Below are 24,711 nucleotides of genomic sequence, written 5' to 3' on the forward strand. Positions count from 1 at the left end.
CCTCAACGGCACGGGGGCCTCGTGCGTTGCGGACACAGATACCCTCACCCGATCGGTGACCACGTTGAAAAAGCTCAATGAGGGCAGAGCTCCGCCATGCCGCCGGCGCGCAGCGCAGCCTCGCACCCTTCCCGCTCCGGCCGAGCGGCGGCGCCTCACCCGGACCGAACCGAGGGCACGGTCTCGTGAGCCCTCGCTCCCCGCTCACCCCACCGCCAGCGTCTCCGCGGCCTCGCCCGCCGCGGCGAACGCGCCCTTGGCCATCCGGTGCAGCAGCTCGGCGGTGGCGCCCCGGCCCGGCAGCGAGCCGCGACGGCCCAGGTGCGGCGTGGAGTTCAGCAACCCGAACACCGAGTGGACGGCGGACCGGGCGGCGGGCTCGGGCAGGCCGGGGTGGACCTGGCGGACGACCTCCACCCACAGCTCCACGTACTGCCGCTGCAGCTGCCGCACCAGCTTGCGGTCGCTGTCGCGCAGGCGGTCCAGCTCGCGGTCGTGCAGGGTGATCAGGGGGCGGTCGTCCAGGGCGAAATCGATGTGCCCCTCGATGAGCGAGTCGAGCACCGCCTCCGGGCGCGCCGTGCCGCCGGCCTCCGCCACGCGTCGCTTCGCCCCCGTCAGCAGCCGGCCGCTGATGCCCACCAGCAGCTCGGCCAGCATCGCGTCCTTGCCCGCGAAGTGCCGGTACAGGCCGGGCCCGCTGATGCCCACGGCGGCGCCTATCTCGTCGACCCCGACGCCGTGGAAGCCGCGTTCGGCGAACAGCCGCGCGGCCTCCTTGAGGATCTGCTCGCGGCGGGTGGGGGCGTCGGTTCGCGTGACCATGAGAACGATTCTAGACAGCCGCGTTAGCGGTCGTTAACCTGAAGGGAGTGCGTTAACGCTCATTAACACGTCAGGCCGGCGGCCGCCGGCCACGGGTGAGGGGACCGCAACGATGCACGAGGCACCGGAGCTGACGAGCGAGGGGGGAGCCCCCGCGCGCGTTCTTCCGGGCGGCGGGGACGATCCCGCGTCCCAGGCCAGGCAGGCCAACGAGGAGGGCCACCTGGCCCTCGTGGAGGAGCTGCGTGCCAAGCTCGCCACCGCCCGGCTCGGCGGGGGCGAGAAGGCGCGGGCGCGGCACACCGCGCGCGGCAAGCTGCTCCCGCGCGACCGCGTGGACCTGCTGCTCGATCCCGGCTCGCCGTTCCTGGAGCTGTCTCCGCTGGCCGCCGACGGCATGTACGACGGGCAGGCCCCGTCCGCCGGGATCATCACCGGGATCGGGCGGGTCAGCGGCCGCCTGTGCGTGATCGTCGCCAACGACGCCACCGTCAAGGGCGGGACGTACTACCCGATGACGGTGAAGAAGCACCTGCGCGCGCAGGAGGTGGCCCTGGAGAACCGGCTGCCGTGCGTCTACCTCGTCGACTCGGGCGGCGCCTTCCTGCCGATGCAGGACGAGGTCTTCCCCGACCGCGAGCACTTCGGGCGGATCTTCTACAACCAGGCCCGGATGTCGGCCGCCGGCATTCCGCAGATCGCGGCGGTGATGGGGTCGTGCACGGCCGGCGGGGCGTACGTCCCGGCGATGAGCGACGAGGCCGTGATCGTGCGCAACCAGGGCACGATCTTCCTGGGCGGCCCGCCGCTGGTGAAGGCGGCCACCGGGGAGGTCGTCACCGCGGAGGAACTGGGCGGCGGCGAGGTGCACTCACGGATCTCCGGCGTCACCGACCACCTCGCCGAGGACGACGCCCACGCCCTGCGGATCGTGCGCACCATCGTCTCCACCCTGCCGGCGGGCTCGGCCCCGCCCTGGGAGGTCACCGCGCCCGTCGAGCCGAAGGCGGACCCCCGCGGCCTGTACGGCGCGGTGCCCGTCGACCCGCGCATCCCCTACGACGTGCGGGAGATCATCGCGCGGGTGGTGGACGGCTCGCGGTTCGCCGAGTTCAAGTCCGAGTTCGGGCAGACCCTGGTCACCGGGTTCGCCCGGATCCACGGGCACCCGGTCGGGATCGTCGCCAACAACGGCATCCTGTTCTCCGAGTCGGCGCAGAAGGGCGCCCACTTCGTCGAGCTGTGCGACCAGCGCGGGATCCCCCTGGTGTTCCTGCAGAACATCTCCGGCTTCATGGTGGGCCGCGACTACGAGGCGGGCGGCATCGCCAAGCACGGCGCCAAGATGGTCACGGCGGTGGCCTGCACCCGGGTGCCGAAGCTGACGGTCGTCGTCGGCGGCTCGTACGGCGCGGGGAACTACTCGATGTGCGGCCGCGCCTACTCCCCCCGCTTTCTGTGGATGTGGCCGAACGCCAAGATCTCCGTCATGGGCGGCGAGCAGGCCGCCTCCGTCCTCGCCACCGTCAAGCGGGACCAGCTCCAGGCGCGCGGCGAGCAGTGGTCCGCCGAGGAGGAGGAGTCCTTCAAGGCCCCCATCCGTGCGCAGTACGAGCGGCAGGGGAATGCCTACTACGCCACCGCCCGGCTCTGGGACGACGGGGTCATCGACCCGCTGGACACCCGCCAGGTGCTGGGCCTGGCCCTGACCGTGTGCGCCAACGCCCCGCTGGGTGAACCCCGGTTCGGCGTCTTCCGGATGTGAGGGGGACCTCGTCGATGTTCGAGACAGTTCTGGTGGCCAACCGCGGCGAGATCGCCGTCCGGGTCATCCGCACCCTGCGCGCCCTGGGGGTGCGGTCCGTGGCCGTGTACTCCGACGCCGACGCTGACGCCCGGCATGTGCGCGAGGCCGACACGGCGGTGCGGATCGGTCCGGCGGCCGCGGCCGAGAGCTATCTGTCCGCCGAGCGCATCCTGCAGGCCGCCGCCCGCACCGGCGCCCAGGCCGTCCACCCCGGCTACGGCTTCCTCGCGGAGAACGCGGGCTTCGCGCGTGCCTGCGAGGCGGCCGGGCTGGTCTTCATCGGACCGCCGGCGGACGCGATCGAGCTGATGGGCGACAAGATCCGCGCCAAGGAGACGGTGCGGGCGGCCGGGGTACCGGTGGTGCCCGGCTCCAGCGGCACCGGACTGAGCGACGAGCAGCTCGCCGAGGCCGCCCGCGCCATCGGGATGCCGGTCCTGCTGAAGCCGTCCGCGGGCGGCGGCGGCAAGGGCATGCGGCTGGTGCGCGAGGAGCACCGGCTCGCGGAGGAGATCGCCGCCGCACGCCGCGAGGCCCGCGCCTCCTTCGGCGACGACACCCTTCTGGTGGAGCGCTGGATCGACACGCCCCGGCACATCGAGATCCAGATCCTCGCCGACGGCCACGGCAACGTCGTCCACCTCGGCGAGCGCGAGTGCTCCCTGCAGCGCCGCCACCAGAAGATCGTCGAGGAGGCGCCCAGCGTGCTCCTGGACGAGGCCACGCGCGCCGCGATGGGCGAGGCCGCGGTGCAGGCGGCCCGCTCCTGCGGCTACCGGGGGGCGGGCACGGTGGAGTTCATCGTCCCCGGCGGGGATCCGTCCGCGTACTGCTTCATGGAGATGAACACCCGCCTGCAGGTGGAGCACCCGGTCACCGAACTGGTCACCGGCCTGGACCTGGTGGAGTGGCAGCTGCGGGTGGCGGCCGGCGAGCGCCTGCCGTTCGCCCAGGAGGACATCACCCTCACCGGGCACGCGGTCGAGGCCCGGCTGTGCGCGGAGGACCCGGCCCGCGGCTTCCTGCCCACCGGCGGCACGGTGCTGCGGCTGCGCGAGGCGCAGGGCGACGGGGTGCGCACCGACTCGGGGCTGAGCGAGGGCACCGAGGTCGGCAGCGTGTACGACCCGATGCTGTCGAAGGTCGTCGCCCACGGCCCGGACCGGGCGACGGCGCTGCGGAAGCTGCGTGCCGCCCTGGCCCGGACGGTCACGCTCGGCGTGCAGACCAACGCCGGTTTCCTGCGCCGGCTGCTGGCCCATCCGGCCGTGGTGGCGGGCGAGCTGGACACCGGGCTGGTGGAGCGCGTCGTGGACGAGCTGGTCCCCGCCGAGGTGCCCGAGGAGGTCTACGAGGCCGCCGCGGCCGTACGGCTCGACGCGCTGCGGGTCGAGGCCGACGGCGGCTGGATCGACCCGTTCTCCGTGCCCTCCGGCTGGCGCCTGGGCGGCGAACCCCGACCGGTCTCCTTCCACCTGCGCGTCACCGACCCGGTGGAGTACACCCCGCGCGGCACCCACACCGTCACCGACGACACGGTGTCCGTCACCCTCGACGGCGTCCGCCACACCTTCCACCGGGCCGGCGACTGGCTGGGCCGGGACGGCGATTCCTGGCATGTGCGGGACCACGACCCGGTGGCCGCGTCGCTGCGACGGGCGGCCCACTCCGGCGCCGACTCGCTGACCGCGCCCATGCCGGGCACGGTGACAGTGGTGAAGGCGGCCGTCGGCGACCGGGTGACCGCCGGGCAGAGCCTGCTGGTGGTGGAGGCGATGAAGATGGAGCACGTCATCTCCGCCCCGCACGCCGGCACGGTCACCCAACTGGACGTCACACCCGGCACCACGGTCGCCATGGACCAGGTCCTGGCGGTCATCGAGCCCGCGGAGGAGGAGACGGCATGAGCACGTCCGGCGACGGCGGCACCCTCGCGCTCGGCCTTCCCATGGCCGTCCCGGCCCCCGGCCTGCCCGCCCGGGTCAGGATCCACGAGGTCGGCCCGCGCGACGGCCTGCAGAACGAGAAGGCGACCGTGCCGACCGAGGTGAAGGCGGAGTTCATCCGCCGCCTGGCCGACGCGGGCCTGACGACGATCGAGGCGACCAGCTTCGTCCACCCCCGCTGGGTCCCCCAACTGGCCGACGCCGAGCAGCTTTTTCCCCAGGTGCGCGACCTGCCGGTGGATCTGCCCGTGCTGGTGCCGAACACGCGCGGGCTCGAGCGGGCGCTGGCGCTGGACGCCACCCGCGTCGCCGTGTTCGCCAGCGCCACCGAGTCCTTCGCGAAGGCCAATCTGAACCGGACGGTGGACGAGGCCCTGGCCATGTTCGAGCCCGTGGTGCGGCAGGCCAAGGACGCGGGCGCGCACGTGCGCGGCTACCTTTCCATGTGCTTCGGCGACCCCTGGGAGGGGCAGGTTGCCGTCGAGCAGGTGGTCCGGGTGTGCCGGGCGCTGCGGGACATGGGCTGCGACGAACTGAGCCTCGGCGACACCATCGGCGTCGCCACCCCCGGCCATGTGGGCCGGCTGCTGACCGCGCTGAACGAGGCCGGGGTGCCCACCGGCTCCCTCGGCGTGCACTTCCACGACACCTACGGCCAGGCCCTCGCCAACACCCTGGCCGCGCTCCAGCACGGCGTCACCACCGTGGACGCCTCCGCGGGCGGCCTCGGCGGCTGCCCGTACGCGAAATCCGCCACCGGCAACCTCGCCACCGAAGACCTCGTGTGGATGCTGCGCGGCCTCGGCATCGACACCGGGGTCGACCTGGACCGTCTCGTCGCCACCAGCGCGTGGATGGCCGGGCAGCTGGGCCGTCCCAGTCCCTCGCGCACCCTGCGCGCCCTCTCCCACAAGGAGCAGTGATCGAGCATGAACCACCGTCTCACCCCCGAGCTGGAGGAACTCCGCCGCACGGTGGAGGAGTTCGCGCACGACGTCGTGGCGCCCAAGATCGGTGACTTCTACGAGCGGCACGAGTTCCCGTACGAGATCGTCCGCGAGATGGGCCGCATGGGGCTGTTCGGCCTGCCGTTCCCGGAGGAGTACGGCGGGATGGGCGGCGACTATCTGGCGCTGGGCATCGCGCTGGAGGAGCTGGCGCGGGTGGATTCCTCGGTGGCCATCACCCTGGAGGCCGGGGTGTCGCTGGGCGCCATGCCGATCCATCTGTTCGGCACCGAGGAGCAGAAGCGGCAGTGGCTGCCCAAGCTGTGCGCGGGCGAGATCCTGGGCGCGTTCGGCCTGACCGAGCCGGACGGCGGCTCGGACGCGGGCGCCACCCGCACCACGGCCCGCCGGGACGAGAAGACCGGGGAATGGGTGATCAACGGCACCAAGTGCTTCATCACCAACTCCGGCACGGACATCACGGGCCTGGTGACGGTGACCGCGGTGACGGGCCGCAAGCCCGATGGCAAGCCGCTCATCTCGGCGATCATCGTCCCGTCCGGCACGCCCGGCTTCACGGTCGCGCCCGCCTACTCCAAGGTCGGCTGGTGCGCCTCGGACACCCGTGAGCTGTCCTTCCAGGACGTGCGGGTGCCGGCGGAGAACCTGCTGGGCGAGGAGGGCCGCGGGTACGCGCAGTTCCTGCGGATCCTGGACGAGGGCCGTATCGCGATCGCGGCGCTGGCGACAGGCCTGGCGCAGGGCTGTGTGGACGAGTCGGTGAAGTACGCCCAACAGCGGCACGCCTTCGGCCGGCCGATCGGCGCCAACCAGGCGATCCAGTTCAAGATCGCCGACATGGAGCTGCGGGCCCACACCGCCCGGCTGGCCTGGCGGGACGCGGCCTACCGGATGCTGGCGGGCGAGCCGTTCAAGAAGGAGGCGGCGCTGGCCAAGCTGCACTCCTCCACGGTCGCGGTGGACAACGCGCGCGAGGCCACGCAGATCCACGGCGGCTACGGCTTCATGAACGAGTACCCGGTGGCCCGGATGTGGCGCGACGCCAAGATCCTGGAGATCGGGGAGGGCACGAGCGAGGTCCAGCGCATGCTGATCGCGCGCGAGCTGGGGCTGACGAGCTGACAGACAGCTGCGGGCTCCGGGGCGAACGGCGTCGCCCCGGACCCGCTCCCGCTCGTCGAGGTCTCGGCCGGGCGGCAGCACGTCGCAGCGGCGGCCTTCCCCCTCGGCCGACGGCTCCGGCCCGTCGCACGGCCGCGCCGCCGCGTTCTTCCAGCGGAACTGAGGAGGTTCACGCGTGTCCCCCACGACCGAACGGCCGGGTGCAGTCCCTGACGAGAGCGCCGGCCGGGACGCGGCGGAACGCTCTTGGGCCCTGCTCGGGCTGGAGTGCGTCCAGTGCGGGGCCCTCCACCCGGTGACCGACCTGCCCCGCGGCTGTCCCGCCTGTGACTCGGCGGGCCGCAACTCCAACGTGTTCTGCCGCTACGCCGAGACCGCTCCCCTCGCGGAGCGCCTCCCCTACCGCGGCATCCCGGACTCCGGCCAGGGCCCCACGCCACTCCTGCCCTGGGAGCCGAACGTGTACGTCAAGAACGAGGCGGTCCACCGGACCGGGTCGCACAAGGACCGTTTCGCGGCCCTGGTGACGGCGCACGCGCAGGCGGCGGGCTACCAAGCGGTCGCTGTCGGCTCGTCGGGGAACGCGGGTCTGGCCGTGGCCGCCCATGCGGCGACGGCCGGCCTGCGCTGCACCGTCGCGGCGTTCTCGTGGCTGCCGGAGGCGACACGCCGGCTGTTCACCGATCTCGGTGCCGACCTGAGGACCTTCGACGACGACCGTGACCGCATACGGGTCGTCCGCGACCTCGCGGACGACCCGGAGACACTGACGGTGTCGAACATCACCGATCCCGTCGTCGGCAGTCACCCCCTGGGCATCGAGGGCTACAAGCCCATCGCCTGGGAGATCGCCGAACAGGTGCCGGGGGACGTCGACCACGTCGTCGTCCCGTCGAGCCGAGGGGATCTGGCGTGGGGCATCTACCTGGGCTTCCGGGACCTGCACCAGGTGTCCGGCCGGCCCGTGCCGAGACTGCATCTCGTGGAGCCGTTCCCCCGGCTGTCCGCCGTGCTGGGCGGTGCGGCCGTCACCGACCGGTTCCCCGGCGATCACGGGCGCCTGTACTCCATCGCGGGTGACAGCACCACCGTGCAGGCGCACCGGGCGGTGGCCTTGTCCGGCGGGACGGCCATTGTGGTGCCGGACGCCACCGCCGATGCGTACTACCGCTCGCTGTGCCGCCGCGGGCACGTGTGGGAGCGGAGCAGCACCACCGTGTTCGCCGCGCTGACGTCACTGCGGGAGAACGGCACCATCCGCGACGGCTCCGTCACCGTGCTGGTGGCGACGTCCCATTTCTTCAAAGGTCTGTGACCGTGGTCCAGGGTCTGTGACCGCGTCCCGGCGCTCCCGCGCGCGGGCCGGCCCCGGCCCTTCGTCGCGGGCTGACATACCGTCGCGGCGGCTGATCCGGACGATGCGCGGGCCGCCCTCTGGACAAGCAATGAGGTTAGGCTAACCTACCTTTCGACCTGTCCAGCGGGCGGGCACTCCGCCCCGTTCGAAAGCAGTCATACCCATGTCCAACGCCCGTGCCACTGTTCTCACCCGCCGCGGCCTGCTCGCCGCGGGCGGCGCCCTCGGCCTCGGCGCCGCGCTCGCGGCCTGCGGTGACGGCGACGCGAAAAACGGCGGCACGACGACGGCCACGTCCGGGGCCTGGTCCTTCAAGGACGACCGCGGTCAGGTCGCGAAGGCCGACAAGGTCCCGTCGACCATCGTCGCGTTCGTCGGCGTGGCCGCCGCGCTGTACGACTACGGCATCCAGGCCAAGGGCGTGTTCGGGCCGACGATCACCAAGGGCGGCAAGCCCGATGTGCAGGCCGGCGACCTGCCCGTCGGCAAGGTGACCGTCATCGGCAACGACTACGGCCAGTTCAGCATCGAGAAGTACGCGGCCCTCGCGCCCGACGTGCTCATCTCCACCATGTTCGACGACGCCGGCACCCTGTGGTACGTCCCGCAGGAGTCGGCGAAGAAGATCCTGCAGGTGGGCGCCCCCACCGTCGGCATCTCCGTCTACGACCGGCAGCTGCCCGAGCCGCTGCAGCGGATGCAGGCGCTGGCCGAGTCGCTCGGTGCGGACGTGAGCACCGACAAGGTCAGGCAGGCCAAGAAGCGGTTCGAGGACGCGGCCGCCCGGCTGCGCGCCGCCGCCAAGGCCAAGCCCGGCATCAAGGTGATGGCCGCCTCCGCCAGCCAGGACCTGTTCTACGTCTCCGGCAGCAACCTCTCCATCGACCTGGAGTACTTCAAGGCCCTCGGTGTGAACCTCGTCGAGCCCCCGGAGAGCGCCAAGAAGCAGGGCGGCGGCTGGTACGAGTCCCTGAGCTGGGAGAACGCCGACAAGTATCCGGCGGACATCATCATGATGGACGACCGTTCCTCGGCCATCCAGCCGGCCGACATCACCCAGGCCACCTGGAAGAACCTGCCCGCGGTCAAGGCCGGCCAGGTCATCCCGCGCACCACCGAGCCGATCCTCTCCTGGGACAAGTGCGCCCCGCTGCTGGAGAACCTCGCCAAGGCCATCGAGACCGCGAAGAAGGTCTCCTGATCCCCGCGTGTCATCCCGCCCCCTGACGCACACTCAGGAGCAGCCATGACGACGGCCGTAGCCGCCCCGTTCCGATTCTTCTCCCTCCAGGTCCGGCGAACGAGGCGGCTCGGCCCGTCGCTGGTCCGCATCACCTTCACCGGGCCCGATCTGCATGCACTGCGCTCCCACGGGCGCGACCAGTCCCTGTCGCTGTTCCTGCCGCACCCCGGCCAGAGCGAGCCCGTCGTCCCGCTGGAACACGGCGACGGCTGGTGGCACGCCTGGCGGGAACTGCCCGACGACATGCGGGCGGTGATGCGTTCCTACACCCTGCGCGCGCTGCGCCGCGACGCCCTCGGCGACACCGTCGAGATCGACATCGACTTCGTCCTGCACGGCATCGGCCCCGGCACCACCGGTCTGGCCGGCCCGGCGTCCCGCTGGGCCGCCCGCGCCGCGGCCGGCGACCGCGTGCTGCTGCTCGGCCCGGCGGTCGCGGACAACCGGGCGATCCGCTTCCGCCCGCCCGAGGACACCGGCCTGGTGGTGCTGTGGGGGGACGAGACCGCCGTGCCGGCGGCCACCGCGATCCTGGAGTCCCTGCCCGCCGGCACCCGGGTGCGCGCCTGGCTGGAGGTGCCGCACGCCGGTGACATCCAGGACGTCTCCACCCGCGCCGACGCCGAGATCACCTGGCTGGTCCGGGACGCGGCCCTCGCGCCGGACACCCCCATGGCCCTCGGCCCGCTGAGCGAGACCGTCCTGCCGCCCTCCGCCCGTCCCTATGTCTGGCTCGCGGGCGAGTCCGGCCGGGTCAAGCGGCTGCGCCGGCATCTCGTCGGCGAGCGCGGGATCGACAGGCGCCGTGTCACCTTCGTCGGCTACTGGCGGCTCGGGCTGACCGAGGAACAGCTGCGCACCCAGGCGTGAGGGACCCGCGGCCCCTGCGGCGTGACGCCTTTCACGGAGGGGAGACCCCCGCTGCTCCATAGTTAGGTTAGGCTAACCTAAGTTGATGTTGCGCGAACTCCGCCGGTTCGCCCCCGTCACGGACCGTCCCCACACCCCGGAGGACCCCCCATGCGCTCTCACCTGCTCAATGACCTCACCGCGGAGCGGTACCGCCGCGCGGTGACCGAAGGAGTGGAGCGGGTGGCCGCCCAACTCGCCCGGACCGAGAAGCCGTTCACCGGCGTCACGGTCGACGCCCTCGCCCCCCGCATCGACCGGATCGACCTGGACCGCCCACTGCACGACACCACGGCGGCCCTCGACGAGCTGCAGGACGTCTACCTGCGCGACGCCGTCTACTTCCACCACCCCCGCTACCTGGCCCACCTCAACTGCCCTGTGGTGATACCGGCGGTGCTCGGCGAGGCCGTGCTGTCCGCCGTCAACTCCTCCCTGGACACCTGGGACCAGTCCGCCGGCGGCACCCTCATCGAACGCAAACTCATCGACTGGACAGCCGCCCGTGTCGGTCTCGGCCCCGCCGCCGACGGCGTGTTCACCTCGGGCGGCACCCAGTCCAACCTCCAGGCGCTGCTGCTGGCCCGGGAGGAGGCCAAGAGCGACAGCGCGGCGAAACTGCGCGTCTTCACCTCGCAGGCCAGCCACTTCAGCGTGCAGAAGTCGGCCCGGCTGCTCGGGCTGCCGCCCGAGGCGGTGGTGGCGCTCCCGGTCGACCGGGACCAGCGGATGCGGACCGTCGCCCTGGCGCAGGAGCTGCGCGCGTGCCGCGCGGACGGCCTGATCCCCATGGCCGTCGTCGCCACCGCGGGCACCACCGACTTCGGTTCCATCGACCCGCTGCCCGAGATCGCCGAGCTGTGCGCCGAGCACGGCACCTGGATGCACGTGGACGCCGCCTACGGCTGCGGACTGCTCGTCTCCCCCACCCGGCGCCACCTGCTGGACGGCATCGAGCACGCCGACTCGGTCACCGTCGACTACCACAAGTCCTTCTTCCAGCCGGTCAGTTCCTCCGCCGTGCTGGTCCGGGACGCGGCGACGCTGCGGCACGCCACCTACCACGCCGACTACCTCAACCCCCGACGGGCCGCCGCCGAGCGCATCCCCAACCAGGTCGACAAGTCCCTGCAGACCACGCGCCGGTTCGACGCCCTGAAACTGTGGATGACGCTGCGCGTGATGGGCGCCGAGGGCGTGGGGCGCCTCTTCGACGAGGTGTGCGACCTCGCCCAGGAGGGCTTCCGGCTGCTCGCCACCGACCCGCGCTTCGACGTGGTCGTCGAACCCGCGCTGTCGACGCTGGTCTTCCGTTGCATCCCGCGCACGGTCACCGACCCGTCCCGCATCGACCACGCCAACCTGTACGCCCGCAAGGCCCTGTTCGCCTCCGGTGACGCGATCGTCGCCGGGACCAAGGTCGCGGGCCGCCACTACCTGAAGTTCACCCTGCTCAACCCCGAGACCACGGTGGACGACATCGCCGCCGTGCTCGACCTGATCGCCGGCCACGCCGAGCAGTACCTGGGAGATTCACTTGACCGCGCGTCCTGAGGACCCGACCGCTCCGTACGACTTCGTGGGGATCGGGCTCGGCCCCTTCAACCTCGGCCTGGCCTGCCTCACCGAGCCGATCGCCGAACTGAGCGGCGTCTTCCTGGAGTCCAGGCCCGACTTCTCGTGGCACTCCGGCATGTTCCTCGACGGCGCCCACCTGCAGACGCCGTTCATGTCGGACCTGGTGACCCTGGCCGACCCGACCTCGCCGTACTCCTTCCTCAACTACCTGAAGGAGAAGGGCCGTCTGTACTCCTTCTACATCCGGGAGAACTTCTACCCGCTGCGCGTGGAGTACGACGACTACTGCCGCTGGGCGGCGCACAAGCTCGGCAGCATCCGCTTCGGCACCACCGTCACCGAGGTGACGTACGACGAGTCCGACGAGCTGTACCAGGTGCGGACGGACACCGGGGACACCTACCGGGCCCGCCATCTGGTGCTCGGCACCGGCACCCAGCCCCACATCCCGGAGGCCTGCCGGGACCTGGGCGGCGACGTCCTGCACACCTCCCGTTACCTGGAGCACCGCGAGGCCCTGCGGCGCAAGAAGTCGATCACCCTGGTGGGCAGCGGCCAGTCCGCCGCCGAGATCTACCGGGACCTGCTCGGCGAGATCGACGTCCACGGCTACCAGCTGAACTGGGTGACCCGCTCCCCGCGGTTCTTCCCGCTGGAGTACACCAAGCTGACGCTGGAGATGACCTCCCCGGACTACATCGACTACTTCCACGCCCTGCCGGAGGACACCCGCTACCGCCTCACCGAGCAGCAGAAGGGCCTGTTCAAGGGCATCGACAGCGCGCTGATCGACGAGATCTTCGACCTGCTGTACCAGAAGAACCTCGCCGGCCCGGTCCCCACCCGGCTGCTGACCAACTCCGCCCTGACCGGGGCCGTCCACGAGGACGGCGTCTACACCCTCACCTTCCGCCAGGAGGAACAGGGCACCGGCTTCCAGCTGCGCTCGGAGGGCCTGATCCTGGCCACCGGTTACCGCTACAACGAACCGGAATTCCTGGCGCCGGTGCGGCACCGGCTGCGCTACGACTCCCGCGGCAACTTCGACATCGGCCGCAACTACGCCGTCGACGTCACCGGCCGGGGGGTGTTCCTGCAGAACGGCGGAGTCCACGCCCACAGCGTCACCAGCCCCGACCTGGGCATGGGCCCCTACCGCAACAGCTGCATCATCCGCGAACTGCTCGGCAGGGAGTACTACCCGGTCGAGAAGACCATCGCCTTCCAGGAGTTCTCCGTATGACCTTCACCTTCCGCCCCGTCGATCCGGCGGGGGACGCCGCGCTGCTGCACTCCTGGGTCACCCATCCCAAGGCGGTCTTCTGGATGATGCAGGACGCCACGCAGGAGGACGTCGAGCGGGCCTACGCGCAGATCGCCGCGGACGAGCACCACCACGCCGAGCTGGGGCTGCGCGACGGCGAGCCGGCCTTCCTGATGGAGCACTACGACCCGGCCCACCGCGAGCTGGCCGGGCTGTACGAGGCACAGCCCGGCGACATCGGCATGCACTTCCTCACCCCGCCCGCCGACCGGCCGGAGCACGGCTTCACCCGGGCCGTGATCACCGCGGTCATGACCCGCCTCTTCGAGGACCCCGAGGTGCGCCGGGTCGTCGTCGAACCGGACGTGCGCAACACCGCCGTGCACGCCCTCAACGCCGCCGTCGGATTCGTCCCCGACCGGGAGATCCAGAAGCCGGAGAAGAAAGCCTTGCTGAGTTTCTGCACCCGCGAGCAGTTCACCGCCGCGACGGGGGTGGCCGCATGAGCCTCGCCGACACCGTGGCCCACCTGCACCCCGAGCACTGGGAGCGGGCCAACCGGATGCTGATCCGCAAAGCGCTCGCCGAGTTCTCGCACGAGCGCCTGCTCACCCCCGAACCGGACGGCGACGGCTGGGCCGTCCGCAGCGACGACGGCCTGACCCGCTACCGGTTCACCGCCGCCCGCCGCGCCCTGGACCACTGGCAGGTGGACGCCGCCTCCGTCACCCGCCTGCGCGACGGCGCCGAGCTGCCGCTGGACGCCCTGGAGTTCTTCCTGGAGTTCCAGGACAGCCTCGGCCTGAGCCAGGACATCCTGCCGGTGTACCTGGAGGAGATCTCCTCCACCCTGGCCAGCACCTGCTACAAGCTGACCAAGCCGCGGGTGACCTCCGCCGAGCTGGCCGAGCGCGGTTTCCAGGACATCGAGACCGGCATGACCGAGGGGCACCCCTGCTTCGTCGCGAACAACGGCCGGCTGGGCTTCGGCATCGAGGATTACCTGGCGTACGCCCCGGAGACCGCGCACACCGTCAAACTGGTGTGGCTGGCCGCGCACCGCTCGCGGGCGGCGTTCACGGCCGGCGCCGGCCTCGAGTACGACTCCTTCCTGCGGCAGGAGCTGGGCGAGGAGACCGTCGCCCGCTTCCGGGGCGTGCTGCGCGAGCAGGGCCTGGACCCGGACGACTACCTGTTCCTCCCGGTCCACCCCTGGCAGTGGCGCACCAAACTGACCGTCACCTTCGCCGCCGAGGTGGCCCGCAAGAACCTCGTGGTCCTCGGCGAGAGCGAGGACGACTACCAGGCTCAGCAGTCCATACGGACCTTCTTCAACACCTCGCATCCCGAGAAGCACTACGTCAAAACCGCCCTGTCGGTGCTCAACATGGGTTTCATGCGCGGTCTGTCGGCCGCCTACATGGAGGCCACCCCCGCCATCAACGACTGGCTGGCCGGGCTGATCGAGAACGACCCGGTGCTGAAGTCCACGGGTCTGACCATCCTGCGGGAGCGGGCGGCCGTGGGCTACCGGCACCTGGAGTACGAGAGGGCCACCGACCGGTACTCGCCGTACCGCAAGATGCTCGCCGCGCTGTGGCGGGAAAGCCCGGTTCCGTCCCTCCAGGAGGGCGAGCAGCCGGCGACGATGGCCTCGCTGCTGCACGTGGACCACGAGGGCCACGGTTTCGCGGCCGCGCTGATCGCACGCTCCGGCCTGGCCCCCGCCGAGTGGCTGCGCCACTATCTGCGGGCCTACTACACGCCGCTGCTGCACAGCTTCTACGCCTACGGCCTGGTGTTCATGCCGCACGGCGAGAACACCATCCTGGTGCTGCGGGACGGGGTGGTGCGCCGGGCGGTCTACAAGGACATCGCCGAGGAGATCGTGGTGATGGACCCGGACACCGAGCTGCCGCCCGAGGTCGCGCGGATCAAGGCCGACGTCCCGGAGGACATGCGGCTGCTGTCGCTCTTCACCGACGTCTTCGACTGCTTCTTCCGCTTTCTCGCCGCGCAGCTCGCGGCCGAGGGTGTGCTGGCCGAGGAGGACTTCTGGCGCACGGTCGCCGAGGTCACCCGGGAGTACCAGGAGGCCAACCCGCGGCTCGCCGACCGCTTCCGCCGGTACGACATGTTCGCGCCAAAGTTCGCGTTGTCCTGCCTGAACCGGCTGCAGCTGCGCGACAACCGGCAGATGGTGGACCTGGCGGACCCCGTCGGCGCGCTGCAGCTGGTGGGCACCCTCCGCAACCCCATCGCGGGTCTGTAGGAGCACACGGACGGGCGGGCGCCCCGCGGTACGGTCCCGCGGGGCGCCCGTCGTCGTGCGGCCGGGTCAGGCGGCCGGCCAGGGCACCTGCGGGGAGCGGTAGTAGCCGATGCCCAGGGCGTCCCAGCGGGGCGCCTGTGCGGCCAGCCGGACCTTGTAGGTGTCCCAGTCGTGCGTGGCGGCCGGGGACCAGCCCAGCTCGGCGGCGCCGGGCAGCCGGGGGAAGGCCATGTAGTCGATCTCGTCGGAGGCGGACAGCGTCTCCGTCCACAAGGGGGCCTCGACGCCCTTCACCGCGGACGCGGGCACACCGGGCAGGTAGCTGCCCGGGTCCCAGTCGTAGGAGCGCTGCACCTCGACGTAGCCGGCCCAGGACTTGCCCAGCGGGGTGTCCGGTGTGTACTTCATGTCCACGTAGACGCGGTCGGCCGGGGACAGGATCACCCCGGTACCGTTGCGGGCGGCCTGGGCCACCTGCTCCTTCTCGGTGTCGCTGGTGGAGTCCAGGCCCCAGTACTGCACCAGGGCGCCCTTGGCCGGGGTGGCGCCGGTGAGCTGGTGCCAGCCGATGACCGTCTTGCCGTACTTGGCGACGATGGGCTGCACCCGGTCCATGAACTTCACATAGTCCTCGTGGCTGGTGGAGTGGGCCTCGTCACCGCCGATGTGCAGATAGCGGCCGGGGGTGAGGGCGGCCACCTCCCGGATGACGTCGTCCAGGAAGGTGTAGGTGATGTCCTTGCCCACGCACAGCGAGCTGAAGCCGACGCTGGTGCCGGTGTAGAGCGGGGGTGCCACTCCGTCGCAGGTGAGTTCGGCGTAGGAGGCGAGGGCGGCGTTGGTGTGGCCGGGGGTGTCGATCTCGGGGACGACCTCCAGATAGCGGGAGGCGGCGTAGCGGACGATCTCCCGGTAGTCGTCCTTGGTGTAGTAGCCGCCCGGGCCGCCGCCGACCTGGGTGGAGCCGCCGTAGGCGGCCAGGCGCGGCCAGGAGTCGATGGCGATGCGCCAGCCCTGGTCGTCGCTCAGGTGCAGGTGCAGCGTGTTGAGCTTGTACAGGGCGATCTCGTCGATGTACCGCTTGACCTGCTCGACGGTGAGGAAGTGACGGGAGACGTCCAGCATGGCGCCGCGGTAGGCGTAGCGCGGGCGGTCCTCGACGGTGCCGCCCGCGACCAGCCAGGGGCCCGGTTGCACGGTCTTCTTCTCCACGGCGGGCGGCAGCAGCTGGCGCAGGGTCTGCACGCCGTGGAAGAGCCCGGCCGGTGCGGCGGCGGTGATCGTCACTCCGGCGGGGCGGCTGTCGAGCCGGTAGCCCTCGGTGCCGTAGGGGCCCTTGGCCAGCTTCAGCCGGATGCCGGCCGCTCCGGAGGTGACCAGCGGCAGCCGGTAGCCGGTCGAGGGCCGCAGGATGTCCGCGAGGTAGGCGCCGACGCGGCGGGCGTCTGCGCCGCCGTCGACGCGGATGCGGGTGGCGGCCGTGATGCGGTACGGGCTGCCGCCCGGGCGGACCGAGGCCGGTGCCGGGATCACCTGGTCCAGCGGGATCGCGGCCGGCCTGCCGCTGCCCTTGCCGGGTGCGGCCCCGGCGGTGACGGCCCCGGCCGCGGCCACCAGCAGCAGCGAACCGAGGATGCGGGCCAGCCGGGCGGTACGGAGGTTGCGGGGAGTCGTTCTGTGGTGCCGTCTCACATGCGCTCCCTTCACGCGGAGACCGGGGCCTGCAGGGCCCCGACGGGTGCAGACCACTTTCCCGCTCCGGCGGTGGCGCGACCCCTTCCTGGCGGAAATCAGCCGTGAAGACGGCGCAGCGACGTGCCACGGTGACGCCCCCGGCCGGTTCCGGGGCGCAGCCGTGCACTCGATCGGGTGAGGGGGCGTCAGCTGTCCGGCGCCCACTCGCCGGTGACGGTGGCCGGGGGCGGGACGGCACACCGGCGCGTCGAGACGGGGGGTGCCCGTGGCCGGGCGCGCGGCGGGCGGCTCGGGTGCGGCACCGCCCGCCGCGGCGGGTGTCACTTCGCCCGGCGGGCCACCGTGAAGTGGTCGACCTGCTCGCCGGTCTCGGCGATGCCGCGCACGGTCAGCGTGGCCCAGCGGCCCCTGGCGGCCGGGGTGACGTCCACGCGCAGGAAGGAGTAGTCGAGGTAGCGCACGCGCGACCAGGCGACGGTCTCCTTCTGCCGGTCACCGTCGGCGAGACAGACGAAGGAGGGTACGGACTCGATGTGCTTCTCGTGGCCCTCGTAGGACTCCTCGGCGCTGAACGCGTACAGGCTCTTGCCGGCCGCGCCCGCGGTGACGTAGACCACGCCGTCGGTCTCGGGATAGGCGGTGCCGCCGATCGGCAGCTTCTTCGCGACCTGGTTGCCCTTGATCACGTCGGTGCGCTCGTAGACGTGGTTGTGGCCGTTGATGACCAGGTCCACGGTGTACTTCTCGAACAGCGGCACCCACTCCTTGCGCACGCCGCCCTCGGAGGCGTGCGAGGTGGAGGTGCAGTAGGCGCAGTGGTGGAAGAAGACGACGACGAAGTCGATGTCCTTCGACGCGCGGAACTTCTTCAGCTGCGCTTCCAGCCACTTCGTCTGCGTACCGCCAGAGATGCCCAGGTTCGCCGGGATCTCCCAGGAGACGTCGTTGGCGTCGAGGGAGATGACGGCGGTGTTGCCGTAGACGAAGGAGTAGACGCCCGGCAGGTTCTTCCGGTCGGGGCCGTTGTCGGGCAGGGTCCAGCGGGCTTCCTCGCCGCCGTAGCCGTTGGGCGAGTACCAGGCCTCCATGTCGTGGTTGCCGTAGGAGACCATCCACGGGACCTGCTTGGCGACGGACTCGGTCTGGTACAGGAACTGGTCCCACACCCGGGAGTCGAAGCCGTCGTCGGAGGTCTTGCCCGCGCCGGCCGGGTCGGCGTAGGCGATGTCGCCGGCGTGCAGATGGAAGGCCGGGTTCTGACCCAGGATCAGGGCGTCGTTGGCCAGGCCGTGGTAGCTGACACCCTGGTCGCCGAAGGCGGTGAAGGTGAAGGGCGCCTTGCGGTCGGGGGCGGTGGTGAAGGTGCCCAGAGTGCCCAGCAGGTGGCGTTCGGCCGGGTCGAAGCCCTGGTGGCCGACGCCGTAGTAGTACGTCCTGCCGGGGCGCAGGTGGGTCAGCTTGGCGTGCAGGTAGTACTGGGTGTGGTCGCCGCTCGCGCCGACACCGGCCGGGGTGTGCAGGGCGCGGACCTCGGCCGGGATCTTCCGGGACAGCTCCCAGGGGTTCGCACCGATGCGGATGAAGGGCTTGTCGACGGCGGCCGGCACCTGCCAGGAGACCGTCATCTCGGTGCGCGGGTCGTTGCCGTAGGCGAGGTGGCGGCCGAAGGGCGCGACCAGGGCGCCGTCGGCCTTCTGCGCGGCCGGGGCGGTGCTCCGGGCGGGCGCGGCCTGCGCGGTGGCACCCGTCACATACGCACCGCCGACGACGGCGCCCAGGGCGACCGCGCCGCCTTGGACCATCGCGCGCCGCGAGAATCTGGCGCGCAGGTACTCGTGCTGCTCGGCCATGCTCATGCGCGCGGCAAGCTTCTCGGGAACTCCCATGCGTGGAATGTCCATGGCGTCTGAAAATGGTCCATGTCCGCGACGGGACACGGGACGGCACATGGACGGCACACGAACGGGAGTACACAAGACTCCGAACGGCCGCTTGCCCGAAATCGGGCAAGATTCTTGCGAAAGTGACCTCGGTACTCCAGGATCTACCGGGTGCACGAGGAACTGGTTGATCATCTGGCGCGGTCCACGCCCCTGAACCGGGGCGAGGCGCTGCGTGTCATCCAGGACGTGCTCGCCTACTTCGACGAGACGACCGAGGAGTTCGTCCGTCGCCGCCACCGCGAGCTGCAGGCCCAAGGGCTGGTGAACGCGGAGATCTTCGAACGGATCAGGGCGGACCTGACGTACCGGATGGTGGCCCCGCCTCAGCTGTCGCTGCGCCAGCTGCGCCGCATCGTCTACGGCTAGGGCGCCGCCACCGGCCGGAACACCACCCGCGGCCGCGGTCACACACGCGGCTGAGGCACCATCGAGGACCAGCGGAGGAATACACCTGTATGTGCGGAATCGTCGGATACGTCGGCAAGCGTGATGTCGCCCCGCTGCTCCTGGAGGGCCTGCAGCGACTGGAGTACCGCGGCTACGACTCGGCGGGCATCGTCGTCACCTCGCCGAAGTCGCCCGGCCTGAAGATGGTCAAGGCCAAGGGCCGGGTGCGCGACCTGGAGGCGAAGGTCCCGGCGCGCTTCAAGGGCACCGTCGGCATCGCCCACACCCGCTGGGCCACCCACGGCGCGCCCTCCGACGTGAACGCCCACCCGCACATGTCGGCCGACCACAAGGTCGCCGTCGTGCACAACGGCATCATCGACAACGCCGCCGAGCTGCGCCGCAAGCTGGAGGCGGACGGTGTGGAGTTCCTCTCGGAGACCGACACCGAGGTCCTCACCCACCTGATAGCGCGCTGTGAGGCCGCCTCGCTGGAGGAGAAGGTCCGCTACGCCGTGCGCCTGGTCGAGGGCACGTACGGCATCGCCGTGATGCACGCCGACTTCCCGGACCGGATCGTGGTCGCCCGCAACGGCTCCCCCGTGGTGCTCGGCATCGGCGAGAAGGAGATGTTCGTCGCCTCCGACATCGCCGCGCTGGTCACCCACACCCGGCAGGTCGTCACCCTCGACGACGGCGAGATGGCCACCCTCACCGCGGACGACTTCCGCACCTACACCACCGAGGGCACCCGCACCACCGCCGAGCCCACCACCGTGGAGTGGGAGGCCGCCAGTTACGACATGGGCGGCCACGACACCTACATGCACAAGGAGATCCACGAGCAGGCCGAGGCCGTGGACCGGGTGCTGCGCGGCCGGATCGACGACCGGTTCGCCACAGTCCACCTGGGCGGCATCAACCTCGACGCCCGTGAGGCGCGCGCGGTGCGCCGGGTGAAGATCCTCGGCTGCGGCACCTCCTACCACGCGGGCATGATCGGCGCCCAGATGATCGAGGAGCTGGCCCGCATCCCCGCCGACGCCGAGCCGGCCTCCGAGTTCCGTTACCGCAACGCGGTCGTGGACCCCGACACCCTGTACATCGCCGTCTCGCAGTCCGGTGAGACCTACGACGTGCTGGCCGCCGTGCAGGAGCTGAAGCGCAAGGGCGCGCGGGTGCTCGGCGTGGTCAACGTGGTCGGCTCCGCCATCGCCCGCGAGGCCGACGGCGGCATCTATGTGCACGCCGGCCCCGAGGTGTGCGTGGTGTCCACCAAGTGCTTCACCAACACCTGCGTCGCCTTCGCGCTGCTCGCGCTGCACCTGGGCCGCATCCGCGACCTGTCGGTGAGCGACGGCAGGCGGATCATCGAGGGCCTGCGCAAGCTGCCCGAGCAGATCTCCGAGATCATGAAGCTGGAGGCGGAGATCGAGGAGCTGGCCAAGAGCTACGCCGACGCCCGCTCCATGCTCTTCATCGGCCGTGTGCGGGGCTACCCGGTGGCCCGCGAGGCCTCCCTGAAGCTGAAGGAGGTCTCCTACATCCACGCCGAGGCCTACCCGGCCTCCGAGCTGAAGCACGGCCCGCTGGCCCTGATCGAGCCCGCCCTGCCGACGGTGGCGATCGTGCCGGACGACGACCTGCTGGAGAAGAACCGCGCGGCCATGGAGGAGATCAAGGCCCGCAACGGCAAGATCCTCGCGGTCGCCCACCAGGAACAGGAGAAGGCCGACCGCACCATCGTCGTGCCGAAGAACGAGAACGAGCTGGACCCGATCCTGATGGGCATTCCGCTGCAGCTCCTCGCCTACCACACGGCGCTGGCCCTCGGCCGGGACATCGACAAGCCGCGGAACCTGGCGAAGTCGGTGACGGTGGAGTAACGGCACCCTCGCTCGGGGAAGCGGCCCTCCGCGCACCACGGGCGCGGAGGGCCGCTTCCCCTGGTGGGCCGGGGCCGCCCATCCCCCGGCCCGCGCCGCCTCAGCCGGCGGCCGTCACCCCCCGGCCGGCAGCGCGCCACACAAGGGCACAGGGCCCGGCGGCGACGGCGAACCGGGCGTTCGACTCCGCCGGGCCCGGTGGGCCGCCGCACGACGGGGGCATGCCGGATTGGCGGCCGCCGGGGCGCCGTGCGGGACGGGCCGGCCGGCGACGGTGGTGGTGCGTCCCGCTGCGTCGTCGTGGGCCACGGCGGGCTCCCTTCATGCCGTGCGGTGGTGCGGTGACCGGTATATGCCCGGCACATGGGCGCGAACACCTCTACGGGCCGGTAACTCACGGGGCGCAAAGGGGGGTTGAGGGGGTGCGGCAGCGGTTGAAGGGGGTGCGGCAGCTCTCGCCCGCGCAGGGACCGCGCCGGGGCGCGCACGGACGCCCGCAGGGCGGCCCGGCAGGCGCACCACGGGACACACAGGGGCGCGGGCAGAGAAGCCGGGCGGCGCGGCACGAGCGCGGAACCGCTCCGGTGGGCGTCCGGATCCGGGCCGTCACGGCGGGGACGCCGGCCCGGCGCCGCGGTGCGTGCGCTCCGTCAGGGCCGGGTCGGTCAGGGGATCACCACGACCGGCCGCCGTGCCCGCTTGGCGAGCCGGCCGGCCACAGAACCGAAGAGGCGGCCCACGATGCCGTGCGTGGACCCCACGACGATCGCGTCCGCCTCGTACTCCTTGCCGACCTCTTCGAGCTCGTGACAGATGTCACCGCCGCGCTCGACGAGGATCCACGGCACCTCGGCGAGGTGGTCCGCACAGGCCAGCTCCAGGCCGAGCACCTCGGTGCGATGGTCCGGCACGTCCACGAAGACCGGAGGCTCGCAGCCGGCCCACACCGTGGTGGGCAGCCGGTTGGCCACGTGCACGATGATCAGTCCCGACCGGGACCGGTGGGCCATGCCGACGGCGTAGGCGAGGGCCCGCTCACTGGAGAGTGATCCGTCGAAGCCGACGACGACGCCGTGCTTGAACGCCGGATCGCAGGAGTGGCGTGGCTCTTCGTGACCCGCCAGGGGATCGGCCGCCGTGGGATCGGCGACCGGCCGCTTGCGGTCCGCGGGTTCGGGGAATTCGTGACCGGCCATGGCTGTCTCGGCGTTGTGATCCTTCGTTGGGGACGACAGTCTGCGGCGGAGCTGTGTCCGGGAATGGTCTTCCCGTCCCCATACCCTGAAGAGTACGGCGGCACTCCTGTGAAGCCCAGATCCCGCGCACTCTCCGTGGCGGTTCACCGGAGCATGCACGACCGCCGCCCGGAATGCAATGGTTGCTGCCTCGTACAGGTGGTTTGCGGGGGATTCACGTGTCGTCACCAGCCTGTCACGTACCGCTGCGAGGCAGGGTGGCCGGCTGCACACAGTGACCGACCGGCAGCAGGCGCGTTGAGCCCGGTGAACGCGATGCCCCGATGCCCGCGATGCGGCGGTGACCGCGGGGTTCCGCGGGACACGCCGCCGTGTCCGTACCCCGCGTCACCGCGGGGGATGCACGCCACCGCCGCGGGGGACGCAGGCCCCGGCCCGGCGCGGCGGGAAGACGGCCGGGGCCGGCTTCACCCAGTCCGCCGGGCGCAGCCGTTCCTGCCCGGAGCGCGGCGCGTCAGCCCGGCCGCGCGCCGGGGACGGCGCCCCGCGCCACCGGCACACCCGGACGGGTGCGCACACCGGGGCGGCGGCCGGTCCGGGAGACCGATGCCGGCCGGCTGACCGGTTTCCGCACACACGCCCGTAGCTTTTCGGCCAACTTCTTGAAGTGGTTCATCATCCGGCCGAAGTACCCCTCACCCCCCGATCGACCTGCACCGAAAGGGTCGCGGACGGCGTGCGCACCCTACGGGGATTGGCCACTGCGACAAGGCGCACTTCCCTGCGCGGCCGTGGAGTGCCACGCTTCGTGATCGACTGCTTCACGCCAAGTTGCCATATCGACAATGTGCCGGGTGCCGAACCGGCCACCGCAGCATGGCGGAAGGCAGTAGATTCGATCTTGACTGTCTTACGGCGGGGGACTCGTGCAGGACCGAGGGGAAACGTGCAGGAGCGACACAACCGAGGAGCCGCGACCACCGAGGGGGGCTTAGCAGGATGAGCCACGACTCCACTGCCGCGCCGGACGCCGCGGCCCGGAAGCTGTCCGGGCGACGGCGCAAGGAGATCGTCGCGGTGCTGCTGTTCAGCGGCGGCCCCATCTTCGAGAGTTCCATACCTCTGTCGGTGTTCGGCATCGACCGCCAGGACGCCGGCGTGCCGCGCTACCGTCTGCTGGTGGCGGCCGGTGAGGAGGGTCCGCTGCGGACCACCGGCGGCCTGGAACTCACCGCGCCGCACGGACTGGAGGCGATCGCGCGGGCGGGCACGGTCGTCGTGCCGGCCTGGCGCTCGATCACCGCGCCGCCGCCCGAGGAGGCGCTGGAGGCGCTGCGCCGGGCGCACGAGGAGGGCGCCCGGATCGTCGGACTGTGCACCGGCGCGTTCGTGCTGGCCGCCGCGGGTCTGCTGGACGGCCGTCCGGCCACCACCCACTGGATGTACGCACCGACGCTGGCCAAGCGCTACCCGTCGGTGCACGTCGACCCGCGTGAGCTGTTCGTCGACGACGGCGACGTGCTGACCAGCGCGGGTACGGCGGCCGGGATCGACCTGTGTCTGCACATCGTGCGCACGGACCACGGCAACGAGGCGGCCAACGCGCTGGCCCGCCGCCTGGTGGTCCCGCCGCGCCGCTCCGGCGGGCAGGAGCGCTACCTGGACAGGTCTTTACCGGAGGAGATCGGCGCCGACCCGCTCGCCGAGGTCGTCGCCTGGGCGCTGGAACACCTCCACGAGCAGTTCGACGTGGAGACACTGGCGGCACGCGCGTACATGAGCCGCCGTACGTTCGACCGCCGCTTCCGCTCGCTCACCGGCAGCGCGCCGCTGCAGTGGCTGATCACCCAGCGGGTGCTGCAGGCGCAGCGGCTGCTGGAGACGTCCGACTACTCGGTGGACGAGGTCGCCAGCCGGTGCGGCTTCCGCTCCCCGGTGGCGCTGCGCGGCCACTTCCGGCGGCAGCTGGGCTCCTCGCCGGCCGCCTACCGGGCGGCCTACCGGGCGCGCAGGCCGCAGGGCGAGCGGTCCGGCGAGAACGAGGCGGCGCCGGCGCACCCGGCGTCCGGCGGCACGCCGTCCGCGGTACCGGTTCCCACCGGGCACCTGCCCGGTGTGCCGCAGCCGGCCGGCCCGGCGTCGTCCCTGCACGGGGACGGCCCCCTGCCGCACCCGGGCCGCCGTACCCCGGCGGCGCTGTCCGGCAGCCTGCCGGGCCAGCGCGGCAGCTGACCCGGACGGACGGCCCGGGGGCGGGGGGTTGTCCCGCCCCCGGGCCGTCCCCGCACCGCCGGGACCCGGGTGCGGCGACTC

General features: G+C 71.7%; 18 protein-coding genes. 14 read left to right on the forward strand and 4 right to left on the reverse strand.

The annotated features are described in order from the left end of the window. Positions 1–204: 204 nt before the first annotated feature. The gene (locus IE286_RS25640; RefSeq protein ID WP_189799148.1) at positions 205–825 is read right to left on the reverse strand and encodes an SACE_7040 family transcriptional regulator; all 621 of its coding nucleotides are present in this window, start codon (positions 823–825) and stop codon (positions 205–207) included. A gap of 112 nt (positions 826–937) precedes the next feature. Here IE286_RS25640 and IE286_RS25645 point away from each other — a divergent pair, with 112 nt between their 5' ends. The 11 genes from IE286_RS25645 to IE286_RS25695 all read left to right on the forward strand — a co-directional run bounded on the left by IE286_RS25645 (position 938) and on the right by IE286_RS25695 (position 15,291). After that, positions 938–2,590 carry a carboxyl transferase domain-containing protein gene (locus tag IE286_RS25645; RefSeq protein WP_229863733.1) on the forward strand — a complete coding sequence of 551 codons (1,653 nt, stop codon included), beginning with the start codon at positions 938–940 and terminating at the stop codon, positions 2,588–2,590. A gap of 14 nt (positions 2,591–2,604) precedes the next feature. Continuing rightward, entirely contained in the window at positions 2,605–4,539 is a 1,935-nt protein-coding gene (locus IE286_RS25650; RefSeq protein WP_189799149.1) for an acetyl/propionyl/methylcrotonyl-CoA carboxylase subunit alpha, read from the forward strand. Then, the gene (locus tag IE286_RS25655) at positions 4,536–5,501 is read left to right on the forward strand and encodes a hydroxymethylglutaryl-CoA lyase (protein WP_189799150.1); all 966 of its coding nucleotides are present in this window, start codon (positions 4,536–4,538) and stop codon (positions 5,499–5,501) included. Before IE286_RS25650 ends, IE286_RS25655 begins: the two co-directional genes overlap by 4 nt. A gap of 6 nt (positions 5,502–5,507) precedes the next feature. Beyond that, the gene (locus tag IE286_RS25660; protein ID WP_189799151.1) at positions 5,508–6,668 is read left to right on the forward strand and encodes an acyl-CoA dehydrogenase family protein; all 1,161 of its coding nucleotides are present in this window, start codon (positions 5,508–5,510) and stop codon (positions 6,666–6,668) included. Positions 6,669–6,843: 175 nt separating this feature from the next. Beyond that, positions 6,844–7,983, forward strand: a complete 1,140-nt coding sequence (locus IE286_RS25665; protein ID WP_189799152.1) for a PLP-dependent lyase/thiolase — start codon at positions 6,844–6,846, stop codon at positions 7,981–7,983. 205 nt (positions 7,984–8,188) lie between these two features. Next, positions 8,189–9,226, forward strand: coding sequence for an ABC transporter substrate-binding protein (locus tag IE286_RS25670; RefSeq protein WP_189799153.1), 1,038 nt, complete (start codon positions 8,189–8,191; stop codon positions 9,224–9,226). Between the two features lie 45 nt (positions 9,227–9,271). Beyond that, the gene (locus IE286_RS25675; RefSeq protein WP_189799154.1) at positions 9,272–10,138 is read left to right on the forward strand and encodes a siderophore-interacting protein; all 867 of its coding nucleotides are present in this window, start codon (positions 9,272–9,274) and stop codon (positions 10,136–10,138) included. A gap of 150 nt (positions 10,139–10,288) precedes the next feature. After that, entirely contained in the window at positions 10,289–11,731 is a 1,443-nt protein-coding gene (locus IE286_RS25680; protein WP_189799155.1) for a pyridoxal phosphate-dependent decarboxylase family protein, read from the forward strand. After that, a complete protein-coding gene (locus tag IE286_RS25685; RefSeq protein WP_189799156.1) occupies positions 11,715–12,998 on the forward strand; it encodes a lysine N(6)-hydroxylase/L-ornithine N(5)-oxygenase family protein in 1,284 nt (427 codons plus the stop codon). Before IE286_RS25680 ends, IE286_RS25685 begins: the two co-directional genes overlap by 17 nt. Next, positions 12,995–13,525 carry a GNAT family N-acetyltransferase gene (locus IE286_RS25690; RefSeq protein WP_189799157.1) on the forward strand — a complete coding sequence of 177 codons (531 nt, stop codon included), beginning with the start codon at positions 12,995–12,997 and terminating at the stop codon, positions 13,523–13,525. The genes IE286_RS25685 and IE286_RS25690 overlap by 4 nt, the downstream gene beginning before the upstream one ends. Then, complete coding sequence (locus IE286_RS25695; RefSeq protein WP_189799158.1) at positions 13,522–15,291, forward strand: IucA/IucC family protein; 1,770 nt, start codon at positions 13,522–13,524, stop codon at positions 15,289–15,291. Before IE286_RS25690 ends, IE286_RS25695 begins: the two co-directional genes overlap by 4 nt. Before the next feature lie 66 nt (positions 15,292–15,357). Here the strand turns inward: IE286_RS25695 and IE286_RS25700 are convergent, their stop codons facing one another. After that, on the reverse strand, positions 15,358–16,983 hold the full coding sequence (locus IE286_RS25700; protein WP_308115084.1) for a beta-N-acetylhexosaminidase: 1,626 nt from the start codon (positions 16,981–16,983) through the stop codon (positions 15,358–15,360). A gap of 323 nt (positions 16,984–17,306) precedes the next feature. Then, positions 17,307–18,872 carry a purple acid phosphatase family protein gene (locus IE286_RS25705; RefSeq protein ID WP_189799160.1) on the reverse strand — a complete coding sequence of 522 codons (1,566 nt, stop codon included), beginning with the start codon at positions 18,870–18,872 and terminating at the stop codon, positions 17,307–17,309. Positions 18,873–19,037: 165 nt separating this feature from the next. Here IE286_RS25705 and IE286_RS25710 point away from each other — a divergent pair, with 165 nt between their 5' ends. Together IE286_RS25710 and glmS are read left to right on the forward strand one after the other, a co-directional pair. Continuing rightward, positions 19,038–19,295, forward strand: coding sequence for a hypothetical protein (locus IE286_RS25710; RefSeq protein WP_189799161.1), 258 nt, complete (start codon positions 19,038–19,040; stop codon positions 19,293–19,295). 89 nt (positions 19,296–19,384) lie between these two features. Next, complete coding sequence (glmS, locus tag IE286_RS25715; RefSeq protein ID WP_189799162.1) at positions 19,385–21,202, forward strand: glutamine--fructose-6-phosphate transaminase (isomerizing); 1,818 nt, start codon at positions 19,385–19,387, stop codon at positions 21,200–21,202. A 665-nt stretch (positions 21,203–21,867) separates the two neighbouring features. Here glmS and IE286_RS25720 read toward each other — a convergent pair. Next, on the reverse strand, positions 21,868–22,398 hold the full coding sequence (locus IE286_RS25720; RefSeq protein WP_125498912.1) for a universal stress protein: 531 nt from the start codon (positions 22,396–22,398) through the stop codon (positions 21,868–21,870). Between the two features lie 999 nt (positions 22,399–23,397). On the opposite strand from IE286_RS25720, the gene IE286_RS25725 reads away from it, so the two are divergent. After that, on the forward strand, positions 23,398–24,630 hold the full coding sequence (locus IE286_RS25725) for a helix-turn-helix domain-containing protein (protein ID WP_189799163.1): 1,233 nt from the start codon (positions 23,398–23,400) through the stop codon (positions 24,628–24,630). Positions 24,631–24,711 lie beyond the last annotated feature (81 nt).

It is taken from the genome of Streptomyces thermodiastaticus (assembly GCF_014656135.1).
GTDB classification, from domain to species: domain Bacteria; phylum Actinomycetota; class Actinomycetes; order Streptomycetales; family Streptomycetaceae; genus Streptomyces; species Streptomyces thermodiastaticus.